This is a genomic window from Micromonospora sp. WMMD708 (assembly GCF_049315245.1).
GTDB classification, from domain to species: domain Bacteria; phylum Actinomycetota; class Actinomycetes; order Mycobacteriales; family Micromonosporaceae; genus Micromonospora; species Micromonospora wenchangensis.
The window spans coordinates 4,984,898-5,007,087 of the sequence record NZ_CP186060.1 but is presented as its reverse complement, the minus strand read 5'-3'; the positions used below and the strand labels follow the sequence as shown (position 1 = coordinate 5,007,087).

The window sequence follows — 22,190 nt, the reverse complement described above, 5'->3', positions numbered from 1 at the left end:
GCTGATGCATCAACGATATATCGGCAATGTGTTGGCGACAAGTCCGTAGGCGGCTGTGCCGGTCGCCCGGCGAACCACCGCCCGGATCTGGCAGGCTGGTAACCGTGCTCACGGTGCCGGTACGCCAACTGGGAGAGTCGGAGCGGCGCGCCGTCGAGCGGCTGCTCGACCTCGACCCGTACGCGGGCGCGCAGGTCGCCGAGCGGGTCGCCGCGCGCGGTCTGGCCTGGTGGCGGGCCGAGGGTCGGATCCTCGGCTACGGCACCCGCCGCAACCTGGAGTCGATCTGCTGGCTCGGCGGCAACCTCACCCCGATCCTCGCCACCGACTCCGCCGTCGCCGCCTTCGCCGAGCAGCTCTCCGGCGAGGAACGGCTCTGCTCCTCCATCGTCGGACGGGCCGACGCGGTGCTCGGCCTCTGGGACCGGCTCGCCGAACACTGGGGGCCGCCCCGCGACGTCCGCCCCAACCAGCCGCTCCTGGCCACCGAGACCCCGCCGGCCATCCCGGTCGACCCCGAGGTGCGCCGGGTCCGCCCCGACGAGGTGCACCTGCTCTTCCCCGCCGCGGTCGCCATGTACGCCGAAGAGGTAGGCGTCTCACCCCTGGCCGACGACGGCGGCCGGGCCTACCGCCGACGGGTCGAGGACCTGGTCCGCGCCGGCCGGGCGTACGCCCGCATGGTCGACGGCGAGGTCGTGTTCAAGGCCGAACTGGCGGTGGTGACCCGCCGTACCGCCCAGGTCCAGGGCGTCTGGGTGGCCCCGGCGTGGCGCGGACGCGGGATCGCGAGCGCCGCGATGGCCGCCGTCGTCCGCGACGCGCTGCTCCGGGTCGCCCCCACGGTCAGCCTCTACGTCAACGACTTCAACCGGCCCGCACGCCGGGTCTACGAACGCTGCGGCTTCCACCGGGTGGGCACCCTCGCCACCATCCTCTTCTGACGGTCCCGCCCCTCGCGCCTCCTCGGTCGCCACGCCCGCCACGCGCCCCCGCCTGCCTGGGTGCCCGGCCCGCCACGCGTTCCCGCCTTCCGCGGTCGCCCCGCCCGCCACGCGTTCCCGCAGGCCGCCCCGACTCACCGCGCCTCGCCCGTCGCCGTGCCCCGTCTGGTCGCCGTGCCCCGTCTGGTCGCCGGCCCGTCCCGGTGATCAAGAGGTTTAGGTCAGTTGATCAAGAGGTATGCGGCAAGTTGAAGATCAAATCTGACGCAAACCTCTTGATCACCGGGGCGGGGCGGGGCGGACGTGGCGGGGCGGGGCGGACGAGGCGGGGCGGGGCGGGGCGGGGTGGGTGGGTGTGGTGGTAAATGCGTTGAGGGGAGGGGGGCGGGGGGTCAGGCTGGGGGGTACCGCCGCCCCGAGTCCCGGAGGGAATCTCCATGCGCCTGCTCCGTGATCTCTGGGCGTCCGCGCCACGCCGCGTGACGGCCGTGATCGTCCTCGTCGTCCTCGGTGCCGCCGGTCAGGCCGCCGCCTCGGCGGTCGCCGGCCCGGTGCTGGTGCACCGCTCGCCCGGGTGGTTCGTCGCCCTGGTCGTCGCCCTGGTCGTCGCCGTCTTCGGCGAGTTGGTGATCGCGCTGCTGATGGCGGGCATCACCGCCGACTGGTCCGCCGACGTGCGTCGCCGGCTGTGCCGGGTCGCCCTCGGGCAGGATCTGCCCACCCTGGAGGGCACCCCGGTCGGCGAACTGCTCGACCGGATCGACAACGACGTCTACCAGGTCGCCTCCGAACTGCGGAACACCGGCGTCCGGCTGGTCCAGGGGCTGGTGCTCTGCCTGCTCGCCACGGTCAGCGCGCTGTTCGTCTGGTGGCCGGCCGGGGTGGCGATGCTGCTGCTCACCGCGCTGCTCATCGTGGTGCTGCGCCGTCCCACCGCCGCCATCGCCCCGGCCCGGATGTCCGAGGAGGAAGCCTGGTCGGACCTGGCCGCCGTGATGGAGGAGGCGGTGCACGGCCAGGACGACGTCCGTACCAGCCTCGCCCAGCCGTACGTGCTGCGGTTGTACGCCCGGCGGGCCGCCGAGGTGCTGGCCCGCTGCCGCCGGGTCTTCCTGATGTCGGCGCGGGTCACCGCCTTCGCCGCCGGCACCATCCGGGTCGGGATCGCCGGGGTGGTGCTCACCGGGGCCTGGGCGTTGACCACCGGCCGGATCGACGGCGCCCGGCTGACCGCGATCTGGCTGCTCGCGTTGAGCTTCGGCGCGACCGTCGAACACCTCGCCCGCTGGGTGCCGCACCTGCAGTACGCGCTCGGCGCCTGGGCCCGGGTGCTGCTGCTCTCCGACGCCCGGCAGGAACCCTCCGGCGGTCTCACCCCCACCGACGGCGACCTGACCCTGCGCGGGCTCACCTTCCGCTACCCGGCCACCGGCGAGGACGAGCGGGAACCCGCGCTGCGTGACGTCCGGCTCAGCTTCGTCCGGGGCCGGTCGTACGCGCTGGTGGGGCGGACCGGTTCGGGCAAGTCGACGCTGGCCAAGGTGCTCACCCGGGCGGTCGAGGTGCCGCGTGGCACGGTGCTGCTCGGCGACACCGACCTGTGCGACCTGGACGTCGAGGAACTGCGCCGGTGGATCGCGGTGGTGCCGCAGCGTACCGAGATCCTCGCCGGCACCCTCGCCGAGAACGTCGCCCTGTTCGATCCGGACCTGCTCGACGACGCGCCCCGGGCGCTGGCCGAGCTGGGGCTCACCGGGTGGGTCGCGGAGCTGCCGGACGGCATCCGGACCCGGCTGGGTGAGGGCGGCCACGTGCTCTCCGCCGGCCAGGAACAGCTGGTGGCGTTCGCCCGCATCCTGGTGCGCGACCCGCACGTGGTCATCCTCGACGAGGCCACCGCGCGGTTGGACCCGGTCACCGAGACCCGGGTACGCGAGGCGACCGAACGCCTGCTCACCGACCGGATCGGCATCATCATCGCGCACCGGCTGTCGTCGGTGCGGCGCTGCGACGAGGTGGTGGTGATGGCCGACGGTGCGGTCCTGGAGGCCGGCCCGCTGCGCTCCTCGGCCCGTTTCGCCGAGCTGCTCGCCACCAGCCACGCCGCCGCGTACACCCCGGTCGGTGCGGGCCGGTCCGGCAGCGGGGGTGGCGTGGACCTGCTAGACGGCCCGGCCACCGCCTGGCCGGAGGCGGGCTCTCCAGGCACCGCCTGGCCGGCGGCCGGCTCTCCAGGCACCGCCTGGCCGGAGGCAGGCTCCCCGGCCACCGCCTGGCCAGGGGCCGACGCGACGCTCCCGACCGGGGCGACCGGCACCGGGCCGGGCGTCGACAAGCCGGACGGCGACGGGCCGGGTCGGGCCGCCGCCGTGGCGGGGACCGGATCTGCCGGGCGGGCGGCGGTGGCCGTACCGAAGGGGGACCCGCCGCCGCTGCCGCCGCTACCGCCCGCGCGGACCATGCGGGAGATCCTGCGCCTGGGCCTCAACGATCCGCGCCTCGGCCTGCTGTCGGTCGGGCTGTTCATGGTGATCACCGTGCTCGGCCTCGACGGCACGGTGCTGCCCTGGCTGTGGGCGGACGTCGTCGACGGCGGTGACCCGTGGCTGCCGGCGCTCGGTATCGCCGCCGCGCTGGTGGTGGTGCTGCCGCTGCCCTTCCTGACGAACCTGCGGTTCCCCCAGTGGTGGGTACGGCAGATGTTGCGGATGAGCCTGCGGCTGGTGCACGGCCAGACCGGCCCGCGCCGCACCAGCCGGCACACCCCGGCCGAGGTGGTGGCGCAGAGCGGGGACACCGAACGGGTCGTGCAGCTCGCCGACAACCTGATGGACCAGTTCATCGCCCTGGTGACGATGGTGACCATGACGCTGATCACGGGCAGTTTCGTGCCGGCGCTGTTCTTCGTGGGCACGATGGCCGTGTCCGGGCTCGCCGCCACCCTGTTCGGCCCCCGGTTGGAGCGTTCCGCGCGGGACACGGTGGCCGCCCGCGCCGCCTTCGCCACCGCGCTGGTCTCGTCGCTGTCGGCGGCCCGGACGGTCAAGCTCGCCGGGGCGACCCGGCCGGTGCTCGACCACCTCTCCGCGCTGGACCTGGTGCGCAGCGACCGGCAGCGGCGGGAGATCGCCGCGCAGGTGTGGGCCCGCTCCACCCCCTCGGTGGCCAGCGGGCTGCTGCCGATCGCCGCGTGGGCGCTCTACCTCGGTGGAGGGCTCTCCGCCGGTGCCACCCTGGTCGCCGTGTCCACCCTCGGGGCGGCCCGCTGGTTCGCCTGGACCACCGCGTCGCTGGTCTCGCAGTACCCGTCGGCGCGGGTGTGGACCCGGCGGACGGTGGCGATGACCGGGATCGGGGCGTACTCGGCGGAGGTGCCGGGGGTGGATCTCGCCGCCGGCACCGCCCCCGCGCCGGAGCCGCCGCCGCGCCGGCCGCTGCGCCGCCTGGAACTGGCCGGCTTCGGGGCGCTGCACTCCGACGGCACCCTCGCCGTACGGGACGTCGACCTGACCGTCGACCGGGGCCAACTGGTGCTGGTGGTGGGGCCGGTCGGCTCCGGCAAGTCGTCGCTGCTGCGGGCGCTGGCCGGGATCGTGCACCACGTCGGGGAGCTGCGGTGGAACGGCGGGCCGGTGACCGAGCCGGAGCTGTTCCTGCGCCCCCAGCAGGTCGGCTACGTCGGTCAGCTACCCAGGGTGCTCTCCGGCACGGTCGCCGACAACATCGCCCTCGGCCACGACGTCGACGCCGCCGGGGCGGTCACCACCGCCCAACTGGAGCACGACCTGGCGGGTGGCGGCGGGCTGGGGCTGCTCATCGGGCACAAGGGCACCCGGCTGTCCGGTGGGCAGTTGCAGCGGCTGGCGCTGGCCCGGGCGCTCGCCCCGCGTACCGAACTGCTGGTCGCCGACGACGTGTCCTCCGCGCTGGACGTCACCACCGAGCTGGCGCTGTGGGCGGCGTTGCGGGAGCACGGGGTGACCGTGGTCGGCTCCACCTCGAAACGGGCGGCGCTGGTCCGCGCCGACCACGTGGTGGTGCTGGTCGACGGCACGGTCGCCGCCCAGGGTGCGTGGCGGGAGCTGGAGGACGACTGGGGTCACCTGGCCGGCTGACCCGGCCACCCACGACCCGCTCCCGCCACTCGGGCCGGGCCGGGCGGGACCGGGGAGAGTCGTCGTCGCTCCAGCGACGACCACTCTCCCCGCAACGGTCGCCGCAGGCCGGCCGGGAACAGTCAGAAGGCGCGGGCGTACGGGTCGGGCCAGTCGGGGGTGGCACCGAGCTTCGCGGCGGCCCGGCGCGGCCAGTACGGGTCGCGCAGCAGTTCCCGACCGAGCAACACGAGGTCGGCCTCCCCGGCGGCGACGATCTGCTCGGCCTGCTCCGGCTCGACGATCAGGCCGACCGCGCCCGTCGGTACGCCGGCCTCGCGGCGGATCCGCGCGGCCAGCGGCACCTGGTAGCCGGGCCCGACCGGGATGGCCGCCCGGGTCGACGCCCCGCCGGAGGAGGCGTCCACCAGGTCGACACCGGTCGCGGCCAGTTCGGCGGCGAGGGCGACGCTGTCGTCCGCCGTCCAGCCGCCGTCGACCCAGTCGGTGGCGGAGATCCGGGTGAGCACCGGCACCTGCTCGCCGACGGTGGCCCGGACCGCGCGGGCCACCTCCAGGGTGAGTCGCATCCGGGCGGCCCGGTCGCCGCCGTAGCCGTCGGTGCGGTGGTTGGTCAGCGGGGACAGGAACTCGTGCAGCAGGTAGCCGTGCGCGGCGTGGATCTCCACGGCGGCGAAGCCGGCGTCGACGGCCCGGCCGGCGGCGGTGGCGAACGCGGACACCACCCCGGCGATCCCGGTCTCGTCCAGCGCGGTCGGCTGCCGGTAGTCGGGCAGGAACGGCTCGGCTCCGGGGCCGACCGGCGTCCAGCCGCCCTCGGCGTCCGGCACCCCGCCGCGCCCGGCCGCCCACGGCCGCCAGGTGCTGGCCTTGAACCCGGCATGCGCGAGCTGCACGGCGGGCACCGCCCCCTGGGCGGCGACGAACGCGGTGACCGGCCGCCACGCGTCGACGTGCGCGTCGGACCAGATGCCCGTGTCCTGGGGGCTGATCCGCCCCTCGGGAACGACCGCGGTGGCCTCGGTGACGACCAGGCCGGCCCCGCCGACGGCCCGGGACCCGAGGTGCACCCGGTGCCAGTCGGTGGGCAGCCCGTCCGGGCCGGCGCTGTACTGGCACATCGGCGCGAGGGCGATCCGGTTGGGCAGGGTGACGCCGCGCAGGGCGAGCGGGGTGAACAGGGCACTCATGCGGGTGATCCTCCGGTACGGGCGGGTGGCGGTGCGGGGCGGGGCGCAGTGTCCGGGGGGAGGACCCGGCCGGGCTGCGTGCGGCCGGTGCGCTCAGGCGGGTGCCGGCGCGAGGTCGTCGCGGCGGGCGGGCCGGTCGACGGTCCCGTCGGCGTCGGTCCGGTCGGCGTCGGTCAGGTCGCGCCGTCCGGCGTCGGCGTAGGCGTCGCGGTCCAGGATGCCCTCGCGGGCGGCCACGATGGTCGGCACGACAGCCTGCCCGGCCACGTTGGTGGCGGTGCGGATCATGTCCAGGATCGGGTCGATCGCCAGCAGCAGGCCCGCCCCGGCAAGCGGCAGGCCCAGCGTGCTCAGGGTCAGGGTCAGCATGACGATGGCACCGGTCAGGCCGGCGGTGGCGGCCGAACCGACCACCGAGACGAAGGCGATCAGCAGGTAGTCGCCGACGCCGAGGTCCACCCCGAAGACCTGGGCCACGAAGATCGCGGCGAGCGCCGGGTAGATCGCGGCGCAGCCGTCCATCTTGGTGGTGGCGCCGAACGGCACCGCGAAGGAGGCGTACTCGCGGGGGACGCCGAGGCGCTCGACGGCACGCTGGGTGACCGGCATGGTGCCCACCGAGGACCGGGACACGAAGGCCAGTTCGATCGCCGGCCAGGCCCCGGCGAAGAACCGCAGCGGGTTGAGCCGGCCGGCGGTGACCAGCAGCAGCGGGTAGACCACGAACAGGACGACGGCGCAGCCGACGTAGACGGCGGTGGTGAACTTCGCCAGCGGGGCCAGCAGGTCCCAGCCGTACGCGGCGACGGCGTGGCCGATCAACCCGAGGGTGCCGATCGGGGCGAGCCGGATCACCCACCACAGCGCCTTCTGCACGATGGCCAGCACCGCGCGGTTGAGCTCGACGAACGGCTCGGCGGCCGTACCGACCAGCAGTGCGGCGGCACCGACGACCAGGGCGAGGAAGACGATCTGGAGCACGTTGCCCTCGACGAACGCGCCCACCGGGTTGGTCGGCACGATGCCGGTGAGGAAGTCCGTCCACGAGCCGGTGGTCTTCGGGGCGGTCGCGCCGCCGACGTCCAGGTTCACCCCCCGGCCCGGGTCGGTGAGCAGGCCGATGCCGATGCCGAGGCTCACCGCGATCAGCGCGGTGACGCCGAACCAGAGCAGCGTCTTCAGCGCCAGCCGGGCGGCGTTGGCCACCCCGCGCAGGCTGACCACGCTGACCACGATCGCGGTGAAGACCAGCGGCGGGACGGCCAGCTTGAGCAGTTGGACGAAGAGCCCGCCGACGGTGTCGAGGGTGCTCGCCAACCAGCTCAGGTCGCCCGCTCGGGCGAGGAAGCCCAGCGCCGCGCCGAGCACGAGGCCGAGCAGGATCTGGGCGGAGAAGGGGAACTTGCGCAGGGTGGAAGCCATCAGGATGCGTCCAATGTCGGGAGGGGTCGGTCGGCGGGCAGCGTCAGGGGCGCGGCTGCGCCGGACAGACCCCACTGGCCTGCCGTCGGAGGTCGACGTACAGGCGCACGGTGAGGTGCCAGACATTGGTCATCGCCTGTCGACGGTACTCCCGGCCGACCGCGAGCTGGAAGGACCGATCCGGGTGAGGCTCCTTACACGGACGTTGTCGACCCGGTGACCCGTTTGTCACGTTCGACGTGCTCACGCGGGTGGGGTACCGCCCGGTCGGCGCGTCTGTCGGTGGCCGGGCGGTGCCGGGCCAGCAGCAGCGCGGTGCACAGGCCCCAGCCGGCACAGATCACCAGCAGCATCCGTTCCAGCCCGGCCACCAGGTCGCCCCGGCCCACCGTCAGCAGGCCCAGCGCGACCGCCCCGGCCACCGGCAACGCCACCACCCCGGCGACCCGGGCCACCCGGCGCAGCTCCGGCGTCGCCGGCCGGAGGAACCCGACCACCAGCATGGCGAGCACGGTCACCCCGGCCGCCACGATGCTCGCCCCGGCGTGCACCAGGTCGGCCGGCGTCGCCGTCTCGAACGGCGGCAGCGGGCACCCGGCGCTGCACGTCACCGCGCCGGAGACCACGGTGCCGGCGGCACCGGCCAGCAGCAGGCCGGCCGCGAGCCGCAGCGTCGCCGGCAGCGCCGCGGCCAGCGACAGCAGCGCCGCCGCCAGGGCGAACACCCCCAGCCGGTACGTCGAGGCGAACGCGCTGTCGCTGACCCCGGCCTCGCTGACGTACCCGCGCCACGGGCCACCCGGGCCGGCCCCGACGGCGACGGTCACCGCGACCCCGCCGAGCAGCACGCAGCCGGCGGCGATCCAGCCGGCGACGGCGCGGGCGGCGTCAGGCACGGCCGTGCGGGGTGAGGAAGCCGGACGTGTCCGGGCCCGCCGGCACCACCCCGGTCGGGTTGATCTCACGGTGGGTGGCGTAGTAGTGCCGCTTGATGTGGTCGAAGTCCACCGTCGCGCCGAAACCCGGGGTCTGGAACAGGTCCCGGGCGTACGCCCAGAGCACCGGCATCTCGGTCAGCTTCTGCCGGTTGCACTTGAAGTGCCCGTGGTAGGCCACGTCGAAGCGGACCAGCGTGGTGAACAGCCGCACGTCCGCCTCGGTGATCGCGTCACCCATCAGGTACCGCCGGTCGGTCAACCGCCGCGACAACGCGTCCAACCGGGCGAACAGCGCCGCGTACGCCTCGTCGTACGCCTGCTGGGAGGTGGCGAAGCCGCACCGGTAGACGCCGTTGTTGACGTCGGTGTGGATCTCGGCCATCAGCGCGTCCATTTCCGGGCGCAGCGCGACCGGATACAGGTCGGGGGCGTCCGGGGCGTGCAGGCGTCGCCACTCGGTGGAGAAGTCGAGGGTGAGCTGCGGATAGTCGTTGGTGACCACCCGGCCGGTGCGGGTGTCCACCAGTGCGGGCACGGTCACCCGGCCGGTGTAGTCGGGGTCGGTGGCGAGGTACGCCTCGGACAGGAAGCCGATGCCCAGCGCCGGGTCGAAGCCGTCCGGGTCGAGGGTGAACCGCCAGCCGCGTTCGTCGCGGATCGGGTCGACCGTGCCCAGCGAGATCACCCCGTCCAGGCCGAGCAGGCCCCGCACGATCATGGCCCGGTGCGCCCACGGGCAGGCCCGGCACCAGATCAGCCGGTACCGGCCGGCCTCCAACGGCCAGCGGCCCTGCCCGTCCGGTCCGCCGCCCTCGGGCGAGGTGGAGTGCGGGGTGACCCGGCCGGTGAACCGGTTGGGCTGGCGGACGAACGCCCCACCGCCGGAGGTCTCTGCGCTGAACTGGGCCCGGGTCATACCGCCAACCTATCCGGCGTCCGCCCGCCCGACCTGTCGTGCGACCCGGCCGGGGCGGCGTCCGGCGCGGGCGTGGATATCCTGACGGCTGGCGTCCCCGTGACCCGGGTGACGCCGGGACCGCCAGCCCCTTCCCACCCCCGAAGGACGTGCGTCGATGACCGTGGCCTACCTCGTGTCCGGAGTCCGTACCCCGATCGGCCGGTACGCCGGCGCGCTGGCCGGGGTGCGCCCCGACGACCTGGCCGCCCACGTGCTGCGCGAACTGGTCGCCCGGCACCCGGCGGTGGACTGGGCCCGGGTCGACGACGTGGTGCTGGGCTGCGCCAACCAGGCCGGTGAGGACAACCGCAACGTGGCCCGGATGGCGGCGCTGCTGGCCGGCCTGCCGCAGGAGGTGCCGGGCAGCACCGTCAACCGGCTCTGCGGCTCCGGCCTGGACGCGCTGGCCACCGCCGCCCGTGCCGTGGTGGCCGGGGAGGCCGACCTGGTGCTCGCCGGTGGTGTCGAGAGCATGAGCCGGGCCCCGTTCGTCATGCCGAAGGCGGCCACGCCGTATTCGCGGGCCGCCGAGGTGTACGACACCACCCTCGGCTGGCGGTTGGTCAACCCGCTGATGGAGGCGGGGTGGGGGATCGACTCGATGCCCGAGACGGCCGAGAACGTGGCCGCCGAGTTCGGCGTCGACCGGCGTGCGCAGGACGAGTTCGCGCTGCGTTCCCAGCAGCGGGCCGCCAAGGCGCAGGCCGACGGCCGGTTCGCCGAGGAGATCGTGCCGGTGACCGTGCCGGCCGGCCGGCGGGAGACGAAGCTGGTCGAGGTCGACGAGCACCCCCGGGAGACGACGCTGGCGAAGCTGGCCGCGCTGCCCACCCCGTTCCGGGCCGGCGGCACCGTCACCGCCGGCAACTCCTCGGGCGTCAACGACGGCGCGGTGGCCCTGCTGGTGGCGTCCGAGGCGGCGGTGGCCCGGTACGGCCTGAGCCCGCTCGCCCGGGTCAGCGGCGCGGCGGCGGCCGGCGTACCACCCCGGATCATGGGGATCGGGCCGGTGCCGGCCACCCGTCGGCTGCTCGACCGGCTCGGCCTCGCCCTGGCCGACGTGGACGTCATCGAGCTGAACGAGGCGTTTGCCGCGCAGGGGATCGCGGTGCTGCGCGAGCTGGGCCTGCCGGAGGACGCCGAGCACGTCAACCCGAACGGCGGGGCGATCGCCCTGGGGCATCCGCTCGGGGCCAGCGGTGCCCGGCTGGCGTTGACCGCCGCCGTGGAACTGCGCCGCCGGGGCGGCCGGCGTGCCCTGGCGACCATGTGCGTCGGGGTGGGTCAGGGCATCGCGCTGGTGCTGGAATCCGTCGACTGACGTGTCGTGGTGGCCTGTGGTGCGCGGCTGGACGCGCAGCGTGACCATGGTTCGTCCGGCGGGTCCGACCTGCCGGTCCCGGGCACAGATCGGGGTCGGCTGATCTCCCGTACCTGGGCGGACGGGCCTAGAGTGGTCAGCACCACACGATCCGCGGGTCGGCCGGTGCGGCTCCGCGTGCCCGCGCACGCCGTCGACGCCGGTGCCCTCCCGCACCGCGGCGACGAACTGGGGGGCCAGGCAGAGATGCAGACGCCGGACGGACTTCCCGCCGAGATCGACCTGAGCCGGCCCAGCGCCGCCCGGGTCTACGACTACTTCCTCGGCGGCGCGCACAACTTCGAGATCGACAGGCGGCTCGCCGAGCAGATCGCCGGCATGACCCCCAACCTCGCGGCCACCATGCGCTCCGGCCGGGAGTTCCTGCGCCGCGCCGTCCGGGCGCTGCTCGACGCCGGCATCGACCAGTTCCTCGACATCGGCTCGGGCATCCCCACCGTCGGCAACGTCCACGAGGTCGCCCAGGCCGCCGACCCGCAGGCCCGGATCGTCTACGTCGACATCGACCCGGTCGCCGTGGCGCACAGCCGCGAACTGCTCACCGGCAACGACCGGGCGGTCGCCGTGCACGCCGACCTGCGGGAGCCGAAGCGGATCCTGGACGAGGCCCGGTCCAGCGGCCTGATCGACTTCGACCGTCCGCTGGGCATCCTGCTCGCCGGGGTGGTGCACTTCATCCCCGACGCCGACCGCCCGGCCGACATCCTCGCCACCCTGCGGGCCGCCGCCGCACCCGGCAGCTTCCTGGTCATCTCCCACTCCACCTTCGAGGACCAGCCCCAGGAGATGCTCGACGCGCAGCGGCTCTCGGCCCGCACCGACACCGAGATCACCCTGCGGTCCCGCGCCGAGATCACCGGATTCTTCGGTGACTGGACGCTGCTCGCGCCCGGCGTGGTGCACATGCCGCTGTGGCGGCCCGACTCCCCGTCCGACGTGGACGACCACCCCGAGCGGTTCGGGGCGTTCGGCGGCGTCGCCCGGTACGACCGTCCCGCCGGCTGAGCCGACCATGTCCGCCGTTCCGGACCCCGGCGGCACCGACGCGTCCCGTCCGGGCGCGCAGGGCTACGCCGCCGACTGGGCACGGGCGGTACGCCGGCTCGGGTTCGTGCCGATGAGCACGGAGGAGACCGAGCGGCTGCTGCTGACGCACACCGTACGGCTGGCGCAGGCCCTGCTTGCCGAGGAGTTCTCCGCCGCCCCGGCGGAGGAGGTGGGCCGGGCGCTGGTGGAGGCGCACCTGACCGAACCGCGCATCCTGGACTGGTCGGTTCGGGCGCTCGGCGAACAGTTGCCGCGGCGGGTGCTGCCCTCGGACGACCTGCCACCCGACCTGCCCGTCCGGGTGGCCGCGTTGCAGGGTGGGCTGGCCGCCGGGTTCGGCCGGGCGCTGCGCGACCGTACCTTCAGCCAGCAGGAGCGGATCGCCCGGTCGGCCTGGCAGGCGCGGGATTCGGTGGAGCGGGCGTTGCGCGACAGCGAGGCGCGGTTCCGGGCGGTCTTCACCGGGGCGGTCATCGGTATCGGGATCGCCGGCATCGACGGTCAGATCATCGACGTCAATCAGTCCTTCGCCGACATGCTCGGTTACACCCCGGAGGAGCTGCGGCAGACCAACGTCTCCTCGCTGTTCCATCCCGACGACGCGGCCGGGATGTGGGAGATGTACCAGGAGCTGATCGAGGGCAAGCACGACAGCGTGCGGGTGGAGAAGCGCTACTACCGCAAGGACGGCAGCATCGTCCTGACCGACCTGGCCGTCTCGCTGATCCGGCACGACGACGGCCGCCCCCGGTTCACGGTCGCGATGATCGAGGACATCACCCAGCGGTACGAACTCCAGCAGCGGCTGCGGTTCCAGGCCCTGCACGACCCGCTCACCGGCCTGCCCAACCGGACGCTGTTCTTCGAGCGGCTCGGCCAGGTCTTCGCCGACGCCGGGCCCGAGCAGCGCATCGGCGTCTGCTTCCTCGACCTGGACGGCTTCAAGGCGGTCAACGACAGCCTCGGCCACGACCTCGGCGACCGGCTGCTGGTCACCATCGCCCGGCGGCTGTCCGACTGCGTCATCGGTCAGGGGCACCTGGTGGCCCGGATGGGTGGTGACGAGTTCGTCATCCTGGTCAACGGCGGCGAGGGCATCGACGACGCGGTCGGTGTGGCCGAGCTGGCGCTCGCCGCGGTGGCCGCGCCGGTGCTCGTCGGCGACCACCAGCTCGCCGTGTCGGCGAGCGTCGGGGTGGTCGAGTGCCCGGCCAGCGAGACCAGCGTGTCCGAGCTGATGAAGGCCGCCGACACCACGCTGTACTGGGCGAAGGCGGAGGGCCGGGGCCGCTGGGCGGTGTACGACCCGGAGCGCAGCGCCGCCGACATCGCCCGGTCCGCGCTGGCGGCGGGCCTGCCGGCGGCCCTGGACCGGGGCGAGTTCGTGGTCCACTACCAGCCGATCGTCTCCCTGCTGGACGGCTCGATGCTCGCGGTGGAGGCGCTGGTCCGCTGGGCACACCCGGAGCGGGGCCTGGTCGGCCCGGACCGGTTCATCGGCCTGGCCGAGGAGACCGGGCTGATCGTTCGGCTGGGCGAGTGGGTGCTGCGGCAGGCGTGCCGCGACGCCCGCGCCTGGCACCGCGAGTTCCCGGAGGCGAAACTGGTGGTCAGCGTCAACCTGGCCGCCCGGCAGGCCGACGACCCGGCCATCGTGGACACCGTCGCCAGCGCGTTGAGCCGCAGCGGCCTGCCGGCGGAGCTGTTGCAGCTGGAGCTGACCGAGAGCGCCGTGATGGGCACCGCCGGCGAGCCGCTACGGTCGTTGTACCGGTTGGCGGACCTGGGCGTACGGCTGGCCATCGACGACTTCGGCACCGGCTACTCCAACCTGGCGTACCTGCGGCGGTTGCCGATCCACTGCCTGAAGCTGGCCGGTCCGTTCGTCGAGGGCATCCGGGGTGACGGCGACGACCCGTCACCCGACCACCGGGACGAGCGGATCGTCGACGCCCTGGTCCGGTTGGCGCACGCGCTGGAGCTGTCGGTGACCGCCGAGGCGGTGGAGACCGGGGAGCAGGCTGAACGGTTGCGGGCGTTGCGCTGCGACACCGGCCAGGGCCGCTGGTTCGGCCCGCCCGCCCCGGCCGACCAGATCACCGCCCGGCTGCGCGGCGGGACCGGGGCGGGACCGGACGGGGGAGAGGTGGCGGGGTGAGCCTGACCGACGGTGAGGCGGCGTTCTCGGTGATCGCGGCCATCGCGATCGTCGCCGGGTTGGCCGGGGTGGTGGTGCCCGGTCTGCCGGCGCTGCCGCTGTGCTGGGGCGGGGTGCTGCTCTGGGCGCTCTTCGGCGGTGCCGGGCCGGGCCGCTGGGCGGTGCTCGCCGCCGCCACCGTGGTCGCCGCCGGCGGTGCGGTGGTCAAGTACGCCTGGCCGGGGCGCAACCTCAAGCGCACCGGGGTGCCCACGTCGTCGCTGCTCGTCGGCGGCCTGCTCGGGCTGGTCGGGTTCTTCGTCATCCCGGTGATCGGCCTGGTGATCGGTTTCGTCGGCGGGGTGTGGGGGGCCGAACGGCTGCGGCTTGGCAGCAACCAGCTCGCCTGGCCGGCGACGGTGCAGGCGTTGAAGGCGGCCGGCCTGTCGATGCTCGTGGAGTTCCTGGCCGGTCTGGTGATCGCCGCCCTCTGGGTGGCCGGCCTCCTCTTCACCTGACCACCCACGACAGCGGCCGGGACCACCCACGGGAGCGCCCGGCAAGGTCGACTCGGTTGGGTCGATGTTGCGGTATCCGGCCGCCGGGACACCGCAACATCGGCCCAGGTGAGTCGATCAAGACGTGGCGGGCCGGCGATGGTCGGGAGAAGGTCAGGCAGCGGGTCCGATCTGCTTGGCCAGGTCGACGAACGACTGCCAGGTGTCCGGAGCGAAGGCGAGGGTGCCGCCGGCACGGTCCTTGGTGTCGCGGACGAGGACGACGCCGGGCAGATTGTCCGCCACTTCGACGCAGTCGCCGCCGCCCGAACCGCTGCGGCTGGACTTGCGCCACTTGGCACCGATCAGGTCCATGACTTCACAACTTCCTTCATCAGCTCGGTCGACTGCCGGCGGGACAGGGCCTCGTTGCGGACCGTCTCCCACCTTGACAGCAGGGTAGCCAGGGCGTCGTCCTTGTCCACGACGATCCCGCCCAGTTGGTTCTCCAGGTTACCCACCCAACCACCGTCTGCGGTCTTCGCCAGGATGAACGGGCCGGTCAAGCCGACATGTATCGCGATGTCCGCAGGCACTATGTGGATGCTGATGTTGGGCCGCTCGGCCAGCTCGATCAGGCGGTTCACCTGGTCTGCCAGCGCCTGGTGAAAGGCCTCGTCGACGCGGCGGATCACGATCTCGTCGAGAACCACCACGAACTGGGGCGGCTCGTCCTTGTTCAGGATCGACTGCCGGTCCATTCGGGCTGCGAGGCGCTGCTCGACCTGGGCGTCGGTCAGTTTGTCGTCGCAGCGGATCACCGCACGCGCGTACGCCTCGGTCTGAAGTAGGCCGGGCACCAGGGTCGGTTGGTAGCACCGGAGCTGGTCAGCGGCTCGTTCAGCATCCAGCCAGGGACGGAACCAACGCGGCTGACCGTCACGCCTCGCCAGCTCCAACAGGGACACGAACAGGCCGCCGGTCTCCAGCACCTCATCCGCTCGGGCGGCGAAGGGCGCATCCATGGCGCGGGTGCCGGTTTCGACAGCCGAGACAGTGGACGCCGAGTAGTTCGTGCGCTTGCCGAACTCATCCTGGTTCATTCCTGCCAGTACCCGCTGCCGACGGAGCTGCGCGCGGATGAGGCCCATGTTCCGATCGCCTTCCAAGATTCCTCCAGACATGCGCCAAGATCTGCAAGCTGCGCCGAGCATCGACCAAGATCCGCAGAACCTCATCGAGACCAGGCGCGATGCCTCCCGACAGTAGCGACGCGCTCACCAGACTGTCATCAGGTGGGTCGGCTCTGGCGGGACGGTGTCGGGGCCGACTTCGCGGGGGCCGCTCCCTTACTGGCCAGTGGGAGCGGCCCCTTCCCAGACACGCGAGGAGGTCGACATGAAGGGTTCGGTCATGTGGTGGAGGAGCATGAGGACGCCGCCCTGCCGGATGGTCGGGAGCGTCGGTCTGTTCCTGTGGTCGGCTGACCTGATCGACGACGAGGCGCAGGCCGCCGCGCTGTGGGGGCGGTGATGGTGGTGGTTCGTCCGCCTGTCCCACACGTCGCGATGCGTCCGCTGTGGCGTTGCCGTAACTGCGGCCGGCAGTGGCCCTGCCAGCCGGCCAAGCTCGCGCTGCTCACCGAGTACCGGCACGACCGGATGTCCCTGCTGATCTATCTCGGCGCCCTCATGTACGAGGCCACCAACCAGCTCACCCAACTCCACCCGGCCCACCCGCCCACCGGGATGACCGAGCGCTTCCTGTCCTGGGCCAGGGCCCGGGGCTGAGGGCCGTGCAGGATCGGCGGCAAGATCGACTCTTCTGGGTCGAAGTTGCGGTGTCCACGCACGGCGGATACCGCAATATCGGCCCAGGCGAGTCGATCACGACGGGACTGGGTGGCGGGGCGGGACGCCCGTCGGGTACGGCACGACGCCGTACGTGAGAGAGAGGTGGGCGTCCCGCGCCGCCGTGGTGCCGGGCTCCTGCCGAGTGCCCGGCGTCGGCCCGTCGCGATCGGGCCTGGTCACGGACTCAAGCATGCGTCGGTGCGACGTGCGCGGCAACCTGATTACCGCCCGGCAGGGTGACATGATGTAACGGGTTCGGTACCGGGAACGGATTGACCGTCGTGATCGGCGGGACGAGACTCGGGCGCACCCGGGGACCACCCGGGCAGTTCCGGTACCACCTCAGGGAGGTGTGCTGTGGCCACAACGCCCCCGCCGACCACCGGGCAACCGCCGAGCGCCGGGAAAGGGCAACCGCCGGCCGCCCGGCAACCGTACGCGTCGGACGACGATGCCCGACGACTCGCCGAACTCGGCTACCAGCAGGAGTTGCGCCGCACGTGGAGCGGCTTCTCCAACTTCGCCATCTCGTTCTCGATCATCTCGATCCTGGCCGGCTGTTTCACCACCTTCGGGCAGGCGTGGAACAACGGCGGGCCGGTCGCCATCTCCTGGGGCTGGCCGCTGATCTCGCTGTTCATCCTGATCATCGGGTTCTGCCTGGCCGAACTGGTCTCGGCGTACCCGACCGCCGGGGGGATCTACTGGTGGGCGGCGAAGATGGGCAGGCCGGTGCACGGCTGGTTCACCGGCTGGCTCAACCTGATCGGTCTGGTCGCGGTCACCGCGTCGGTGGACTACGGCTGCGCCACCTTCCTCAACCTGACCCTGTCGGCGCTGTTCGACGGGTGGGCGGGGACGCTGCAGCAGGCGTTCCTCCTGTTCGTGATCATCCTGGCCCTGCACGCGCTGATCAACATCTTCGGGCACCGGATCATCGACGTACTCCAGAACGTGTCGGTCTGGTGGCACGTGGCCGGCGCCGCCGCCGTGGTGGCCATCCTGCTGCTGGTGCCCGACCGGCACCAGAGCTTCCAGTTCGTGTTCACCGAGCGGTTCAACAACTCCGGGTTCGGTGACGGCGACACCGGCGGGTTGACGTTCTGGTTCTACGTGCTGCCGCTGGGCTTCCTGCTCACCCAGTACACGATCACCGGATTCGACGCCTGCGCGCACGTGTCGGAGGAGACCCGGGGCGCGTCGCAGGCCGCCGCAAAGGGGTTGTGGCGGTCGATCTTCTATTCGGCGGTCGGCGGGTGGATCCTGCTGCTGGCGTTCCTGTTCGCCGCCACCGACGTGGACGCGATCAACGCGGCCGGCGGGTTCTCCGGTGCCATCTTCGAATCCGCGTTGACCCCGTTCTTCTTCAAGACGGTCATCATCATCTCCACCATCGGGCAGTTCTTCTGCGGAATGAGCTGCGTGACCTCGATGAGCCGGATGACGTACGCGTTCAGCCGGGACCGGGCGGTGCCCGGCTGGCGGCTGTGGTCGACGGTCGACCGCAACGGCACCCCGGCCAACGCGATCATCGGGGCGACCCTGGCCGGCCTGGTGCTCACCCTGCCGGCGCTCTACCAGCGCGACGGCGTGCCGGTCGCCTTCTACGCGGTGGTGTCGGTGGCGGTGATCGGCCTCTACCTGTCCTTCGTCATCCCGATCGCGCTGCGGCTGAGGATGGGCGACCGGTTCGAGCCGGGGCCGTGGACCCTGGGCCGGAAATACAAGCTGTTCGGCTGGATCGCGGTGGTCGAGATCGTGATCATCTCGGTCTACTTCGTGCTGCCGATCGTGCCGGCCGGAGTGCCCGGCAACCCGGAGTTCAGCTGGTCGGCGGTGAACTACGCGCCGCTGGCCGTCGGCGGGGTACTGCTCGGGGTGGGCATCTGGTGGTACGCCTCGGCCCGCACGTGGTTCACCGGGCCGCGCCGCACCGTCGACGTACCCGGGCAGGGGTCGCCTGCGGCGGTGGACACCGCGCGGGCCGACGGACCGGCCTGACCACGAACATCCGGTTCCCGGGTTTGCCGGGGACCGGATGTCGGGCATTGACGGTGATCCGATCGGCCGGTAGACCTTGGTGATGGAGGCGTACGGATGAGGAAAGCCCCGCTCACGTTGGAACAGCTCCGGGTGGCCGTCGCCGAGGGCGAGATCGACACGGTGGTGCTCGCCCTGACCGACATGCAGGGTCGCCTCCAGGGCAAACGGTTCCACGCCCCGTTCTTCCTCGACCAGGTCGTGGCCAACGGCAGCGAGGGCTGCAACTACCTGCTCGCGGTGGACGTCGACATGAACACCGTCGACGGGTACGCCATGTCGAGCTGGGAACGCGGCTACGGTGACTTCGCCATGCGCCCCGACCTGTCCACCCTGCGCCGGATGCCGTGGCAGCCGGGCAGCGCGCTGCTCCTGGCCGACCTGGAGTGGCTGGACGGCTCCGGCCCGGTGGTCGCCTCACCCCGGCAGATCCTGCGCCGGCAGCTCGACCGGCTGGCCGACCACGGGCTGACCGCGTACGCCGGCACCGAGCTGGAGTTCGTCCTCTACCGCGACTCGTACGAGGAGGCGTGGCGGCGTGGCTACCGCGACCTCACCCCGGCCAACCAGTACAACGTGGACTACTCGCTGCTCGGCACCGCCCGGGTGGAGCCGCTGCTGCGTCGCATCCGCACCGAGATGGCCGGCGCGGGGCTGACCCCGGAGAGCGCCAAGGGCGAGTGCAACCTCGGCCAGCACGAGATCGCCTTCCGTTACGACGAGGCGGTGGCCTGTGCCGACCACCACGTGATCTACAAGAACGGGGCGAAGGAGATCGCCGCCCAGGAGGGCGTGTCGATCACGTTCATGGCCAAGCCCAACGCCCGGGAGGGCAACTCCTGCCACATCCACTTCTCGCTGCGCGACGTCGACGGCCGCTCGGCGCTGCTCGGCGACGGGCCGGCGCAGCTCAGCGTCACCGGGCAGCGGGTGCTGGCCGGCCTGCTCGCCACCATGCGCGAGATGAGCGTGCTGTTCGCCCCGAACATCAACTCCTACAAGCGCTACCAGCCCGGCTCGTTCGCGCCGACCGCGCTGCGCTGGGGCACCGACAACCGCACCTGCGCGCTGCGGCTGGTCGGCCACGGGCAGGGAATGCGGGTGGAGAACCGGGTGCCCGGCGCGGACGTCAACCCGTACCTGGCGATCGCCGCCCTGGTCGCCGGGGCGGTGCACGGCATCGAGCAGGAGCTGGAGCTGGCCGACGAGTGCACCGGCAACGCCTACGACGACCCGGCCGCCGAACGCGTCCCCGCGACCCTGCGCGACGCCCTGACCCTCTGGCAGCACTCGGAGATCGCCCGCGCCGCCTTCGGCGACGAGGTGCACGCCCACTACGCCAACCTGGCCCAGGTCGAACTGGCCGCCTTCGACGCCGCCGTCACCGACTGGGAACTAACCCGTGGCTTCGAACGCCTCTGACCCCCACCTCGGCGTCGATCCTGGAGTCGTGGTGGACGATGTGTGGCGGTGTGTGGCTTGTGCGGGGCACCACAACTCCATGATCGACGGGGAAAGGGGCGGGGCGTGACGCGGGTGGTTGATCCGGCGAGTGGGGATGTGGTGGCGGAGGTGGGGGCCACCGAACTGGGGGAGGTGGATGGGGCTGTCGGGCGGGCGGATGAGGCCTTCGCGGTGTGGCGGGGGGTTGCGCCGGGGGAGCGGGGGCGGATTCTGCGGCGGTTCGCCGGGTTGGTCGACAGCCACCTGGAGGAGTTGGCGCGGCTGGAGGTGCGTAACGCCGGGCACACCATCGGTAACGCGCGGTGGGAAGCCGGCAACGTCCGCGACGTGCTCGACTACTACGCGGGGGCGCCGGAGCGGTTGACCGGGCAGCAGATCCCGGTCCCCGGCGGCTGGGACGTCACCTTCCACGAACCGCTCGGCGTGGTCGGGGTGATCGTGCCGTGGAACTTCCCGATGCCGATCGCCGCCTGGGGTTTCGCCCCGGCGTTGGCCGCCGGCAACACGGTGGTGCTCAAGCCCGCCGAGCTGACCCCGCTGACCGCGCTGCGCCTGGCGGAGTTGGGGCGCGAGGCCGGCCTGCCGGAGGGCGTGTTCACCGTGCTGCCCGGCCGGGGCGACGTGGTCGGCGAACGGTTCGTCACCCACCCGGCCGTCCGTAAGGTCTGCTTCACCGGCTCCACCGAGGTGGGCACCCGGATCATGGCCGGCTGCGCCGCCCAGGTGAAGCGGGTCACCCTGGAGTTGGGCGGCAAGAGCGCCAACCTGGTCTTCGCCGACGCCGACCTGGAGAAGGCGGCGGCCACCGCGCCGTACGCCGTTTTCGACAACGCCGGGCAGGACTGCTGCGCCCGCTCCCGCATCCTGGTCCAGCGCCCGGTCTACGACCGGTTTCTGGAGTTGCTCGAACCGGCGGTCCGGGCGCTGCGGGTGGAGGACCCGGCCGCCGAGACCGCCGAGATGGGTCCGCTGATCTCCGCCGCCCACCGGGACCGGGTCGCCGGCTACCTCGACGGCGCGAGGGTCGCGTTCACCGGCTCCCGCCCCGACGGCCCCGGCTTCTGGCACGCCCCGACGGTGCTGCTCGCCGACTCCCCGGCCGACCGGCACTGGCGGGAGGAGATCTTCGGGCCGGTCGTCTCGGTGCTCCCGTTCGACGACGAGGCCGACGCGGTCCGGCTCGCCAACGACACCGAGTACGGCCTGTCCGGCTCGATCTGGACCCGGGACGTCGGCCGGGCGCTGCGGCTGGCCCGTGCCGTGGAGGCGGGCAACCTCAGCGTCAACTCGCACTCCTCGGTGCGCTACTGGACCCCGTTCGGTGGGATGAAGCGTTCCGGGCTCGGCCGTGAGCTGGGCCCGGACGCGCTGCACGCCTTCACCGACGTCAAGAACGTCTTCATCGGCACGGAGGAGTGAGGCGCGTGCAGGGTCGGCTACAGGACCGGGTCGCCGTGGTGACCGGGGCGGGCAGCGGGATCGGGTTGGCCACCGTGCGGCGGTTCGCCGCCGAGGGGGCCCGGGTGGTCTGCGTCGACATCGACGACGAGGCCGGCGGGCGGGCCGCCGAGGAGGTCGGCGGCGAGTACGTGCACACCGACGTCGCCGACGAGGCGGCCGTGCGGGACCTCTTCGACGGGGTCGTGCAGCGGCACGGCCGCCTCGACGTGGCGTTCAACAACGCCGGCATCTCGCCGCCCGACGACGACTCGATCCTGGACACCGGGCTGGACGCCTGGGAGCGGGTGCTGCGGGTCAACACCACCAGCGTCTACCTGTGCTGCAAGTACGCGATTCCGCACATGCGCCGGCAGGGTAAGGGCTCGATCATCAACACCGCCTCGTTCGTGGCGCTGATGGGGGCGGCCACCTCGCAGATCGCGTACACCGCGAGCAAGGGCGGGGTGCTGGCGATGACCCGGGAGCTGGGTGTGCAGTTCGCCCGGGAGGGCATCCGGGTCAACGCGCTGTGCCCCGGCCCGGTCGCCACCCCGCTGCTGCTGGAGTTGTTCGCCGCCGACCCGGAGCGGGCCGCCCGCCGGCTGGTGCACGTGCCGATGGGCCGGTTCGGCGCACCGGAGGAGATCGCCGCCGCGGTGGCGTTCCTGGCCAGCGACGATGCGTCGTTCATGACCGCCGCGCAGTTCGTCGTCGACGGTGGCATCACCGGCGCGTACGTCACCCCGCTGTGAGCGGGCCGGCGG

Annotated in this window: 17 protein-coding genes; 11 read left to right on the top strand and 6 right to left on the bottom strand. The window is 72.9% G+C overall.

Features of this window, described 5'->3' with window-relative positions; all coding sequences use genetic code 11:
- Positions 1–104 precede the first annotated feature (104 nt).
- Positions 105–944, top strand: a complete 840-nt coding sequence (locus ACN260_RS22005; protein WP_422752840.1) for a GNAT family N-acetyltransferase — start codon at positions 105–107, stop codon at positions 942–944.
- A gap of 437 nt (positions 945–1,381) precedes the next feature.
- Positions 1,382–5,059 (top strand): ATP-binding cassette domain-containing protein, encoded by a 3,678-nt coding sequence (locus ACN260_RS22000; RefSeq protein ID WP_422752839.1) that lies wholly within the window; start codon positions 1,382–1,384, stop codon positions 5,057–5,059.
- A 122-nt stretch (positions 5,060–5,181) separates the two neighbouring features.
- Here ACN260_RS22000 and ACN260_RS21995 read toward each other — a convergent pair whose 3' ends face one another.
- The 4 genes from ACN260_RS21995 to ACN260_RS21980 form a co-directional block, all read right to left on the bottom strand.
- The gene (locus tag ACN260_RS21995; protein ID WP_422752838.1) at positions 5,182–6,249 is read right to left on the bottom strand and encodes an NADH:flavin oxidoreductase/NADH oxidase; all 1,068 of its coding nucleotides are present in this window, start codon (positions 6,247–6,249) and stop codon (positions 5,182–5,184) included.
- A gap of 93 nt (positions 6,250–6,342) precedes the next feature.
- Positions 6,343–7,659: a dicarboxylate/amino acid:cation symporter gene (locus ACN260_RS21990; protein WP_422756793.1), complete on the bottom strand. Its 1,317-nt coding sequence runs from the start codon at positions 7,657–7,659 to the stop codon at positions 6,343–6,345.
- Between the two features lie 206 nt (positions 7,660–7,865).
- Positions 7,866–8,567 (bottom strand): DUF998 domain-containing protein, encoded by a 702-nt coding sequence (locus tag ACN260_RS21985; protein WP_422752837.1) that lies wholly within the window; start codon positions 8,565–8,567, stop codon positions 7,866–7,868.
- The gene (locus ACN260_RS21980; protein ID WP_422752836.1) at positions 8,560–9,525 is read right to left on the bottom strand and encodes a glutathione S-transferase family protein; all 966 of its coding nucleotides are present in this window, start codon (positions 9,523–9,525) and stop codon (positions 8,560–8,562) included. Before ACN260_RS21980 ends, ACN260_RS21985 begins: the two co-directional genes overlap by 8 nt.
- A gap of 157 nt (positions 9,526–9,682) precedes the next feature.
- Here ACN260_RS21980 and pcaF point away from each other — a divergent pair, with 157 nt between their 5' ends.
- The 4 genes from pcaF to ACN260_RS21960 all read left to right on the top strand — a co-directional run bounded on the left by pcaF (position 9,683) and on the right by ACN260_RS21960 (position 14,650).
- Positions 9,683–10,888, top strand: coding sequence for a 3-oxoadipyl-CoA thiolase (gene pcaF, locus ACN260_RS21975; protein ID WP_422752835.1), 1,206 nt, complete (start codon positions 9,683–9,685; stop codon positions 10,886–10,888).
- Between the two features lie 177 nt (positions 10,889–11,065).
- On the top strand, positions 11,066–11,953 hold the full coding sequence (locus ACN260_RS21970; protein WP_422756792.1) for an SAM-dependent methyltransferase: 888 nt from the start codon (positions 11,066–11,068) through the stop codon (positions 11,951–11,953).
- Positions 11,954–11,960: 7 nt separating this feature from the next.
- Complete coding sequence (locus ACN260_RS21965; protein WP_422752834.1) at positions 11,961–14,153, top strand: putative bifunctional diguanylate cyclase/phosphodiesterase; 2,193 nt, start codon at positions 11,961–11,963, stop codon at positions 14,151–14,153.
- On the top strand, positions 14,150–14,650 hold the full coding sequence (locus ACN260_RS21960; RefSeq protein WP_422752833.1) for a DUF456 domain-containing protein: 501 nt from the start codon (positions 14,150–14,152) through the stop codon (positions 14,648–14,650). Before ACN260_RS21965 ends, ACN260_RS21960 begins: the two co-directional genes overlap by 4 nt.
- 153 nt (positions 14,651–14,803) lie before the next feature.
- On the opposite strand, the gene ACN260_RS21955 is transcribed toward ACN260_RS21960, so the two are convergent.
- Together ACN260_RS21955 and ACN260_RS21950 are read right to left on the bottom strand one after the other, a co-directional pair.
- Positions 14,804–15,004 carry a DUF397 domain-containing protein gene (locus ACN260_RS21955; RefSeq protein ID WP_088645544.1) on the bottom strand — a complete coding sequence of 67 codons (201 nt, stop codon included), beginning with the start codon at positions 15,002–15,004 and terminating at the stop codon, positions 14,804–14,806.
- Positions 14,995–15,798: a helix-turn-helix domain-containing protein gene (locus ACN260_RS21950; RefSeq protein ID WP_422756791.1), complete on the bottom strand. Its 804-nt coding sequence runs from the start codon at positions 15,796–15,798 to the stop codon at positions 14,995–14,997. Before ACN260_RS21950 ends, ACN260_RS21955 begins: the two co-directional genes overlap by 10 nt.
- 369 nt (positions 15,799–16,167) lie before the next feature.
- Between ACN260_RS21950 and ACN260_RS21945 the strand changes: the two genes are divergently transcribed.
- From ACN260_RS21945 to ACN260_RS21925, 5 genes are all read left to right on the top strand, one after another.
- Complete coding sequence (locus tag ACN260_RS21945; RefSeq protein WP_363652211.1) at positions 16,168–16,419, top strand: flavin reductase; 252 nt, start codon at positions 16,168–16,170, stop codon at positions 16,417–16,419.
- Between the two features lie 420 nt (positions 16,420–16,839).
- Entirely contained in the window at positions 16,840–18,483 is a 1,644-nt protein-coding gene (locus ACN260_RS21940) for an amino acid permease (protein ID WP_422752832.1), read from the top strand.
- 96 nt (positions 18,484–18,579) lie between these two features.
- Positions 18,580–19,944 (top strand): glutamine synthetase family protein, encoded by a 1,365-nt coding sequence (locus ACN260_RS21935; protein WP_422752831.1) that lies wholly within the window; start codon positions 18,580–18,582, stop codon positions 19,942–19,944.
- 114 nt (positions 19,945–20,058) lie between these two features.
- Complete coding sequence (locus tag ACN260_RS21930; RefSeq protein ID WP_422756790.1) at positions 20,059–21,405, top strand: aldehyde dehydrogenase family protein; 1,347 nt, start codon at positions 20,059–20,061, stop codon at positions 21,403–21,405.
- Between the two features lie 5 nt (positions 21,406–21,410).
- Positions 21,411–22,178, top strand: a complete 768-nt coding sequence (locus ACN260_RS21925) for a 3-oxoacyl-ACP reductase (RefSeq protein WP_422752830.1) — start codon at positions 21,411–21,413, stop codon at positions 22,176–22,178.
- The last annotated feature ends 12 nt before the right edge of the window (positions 22,179–22,190 follow it).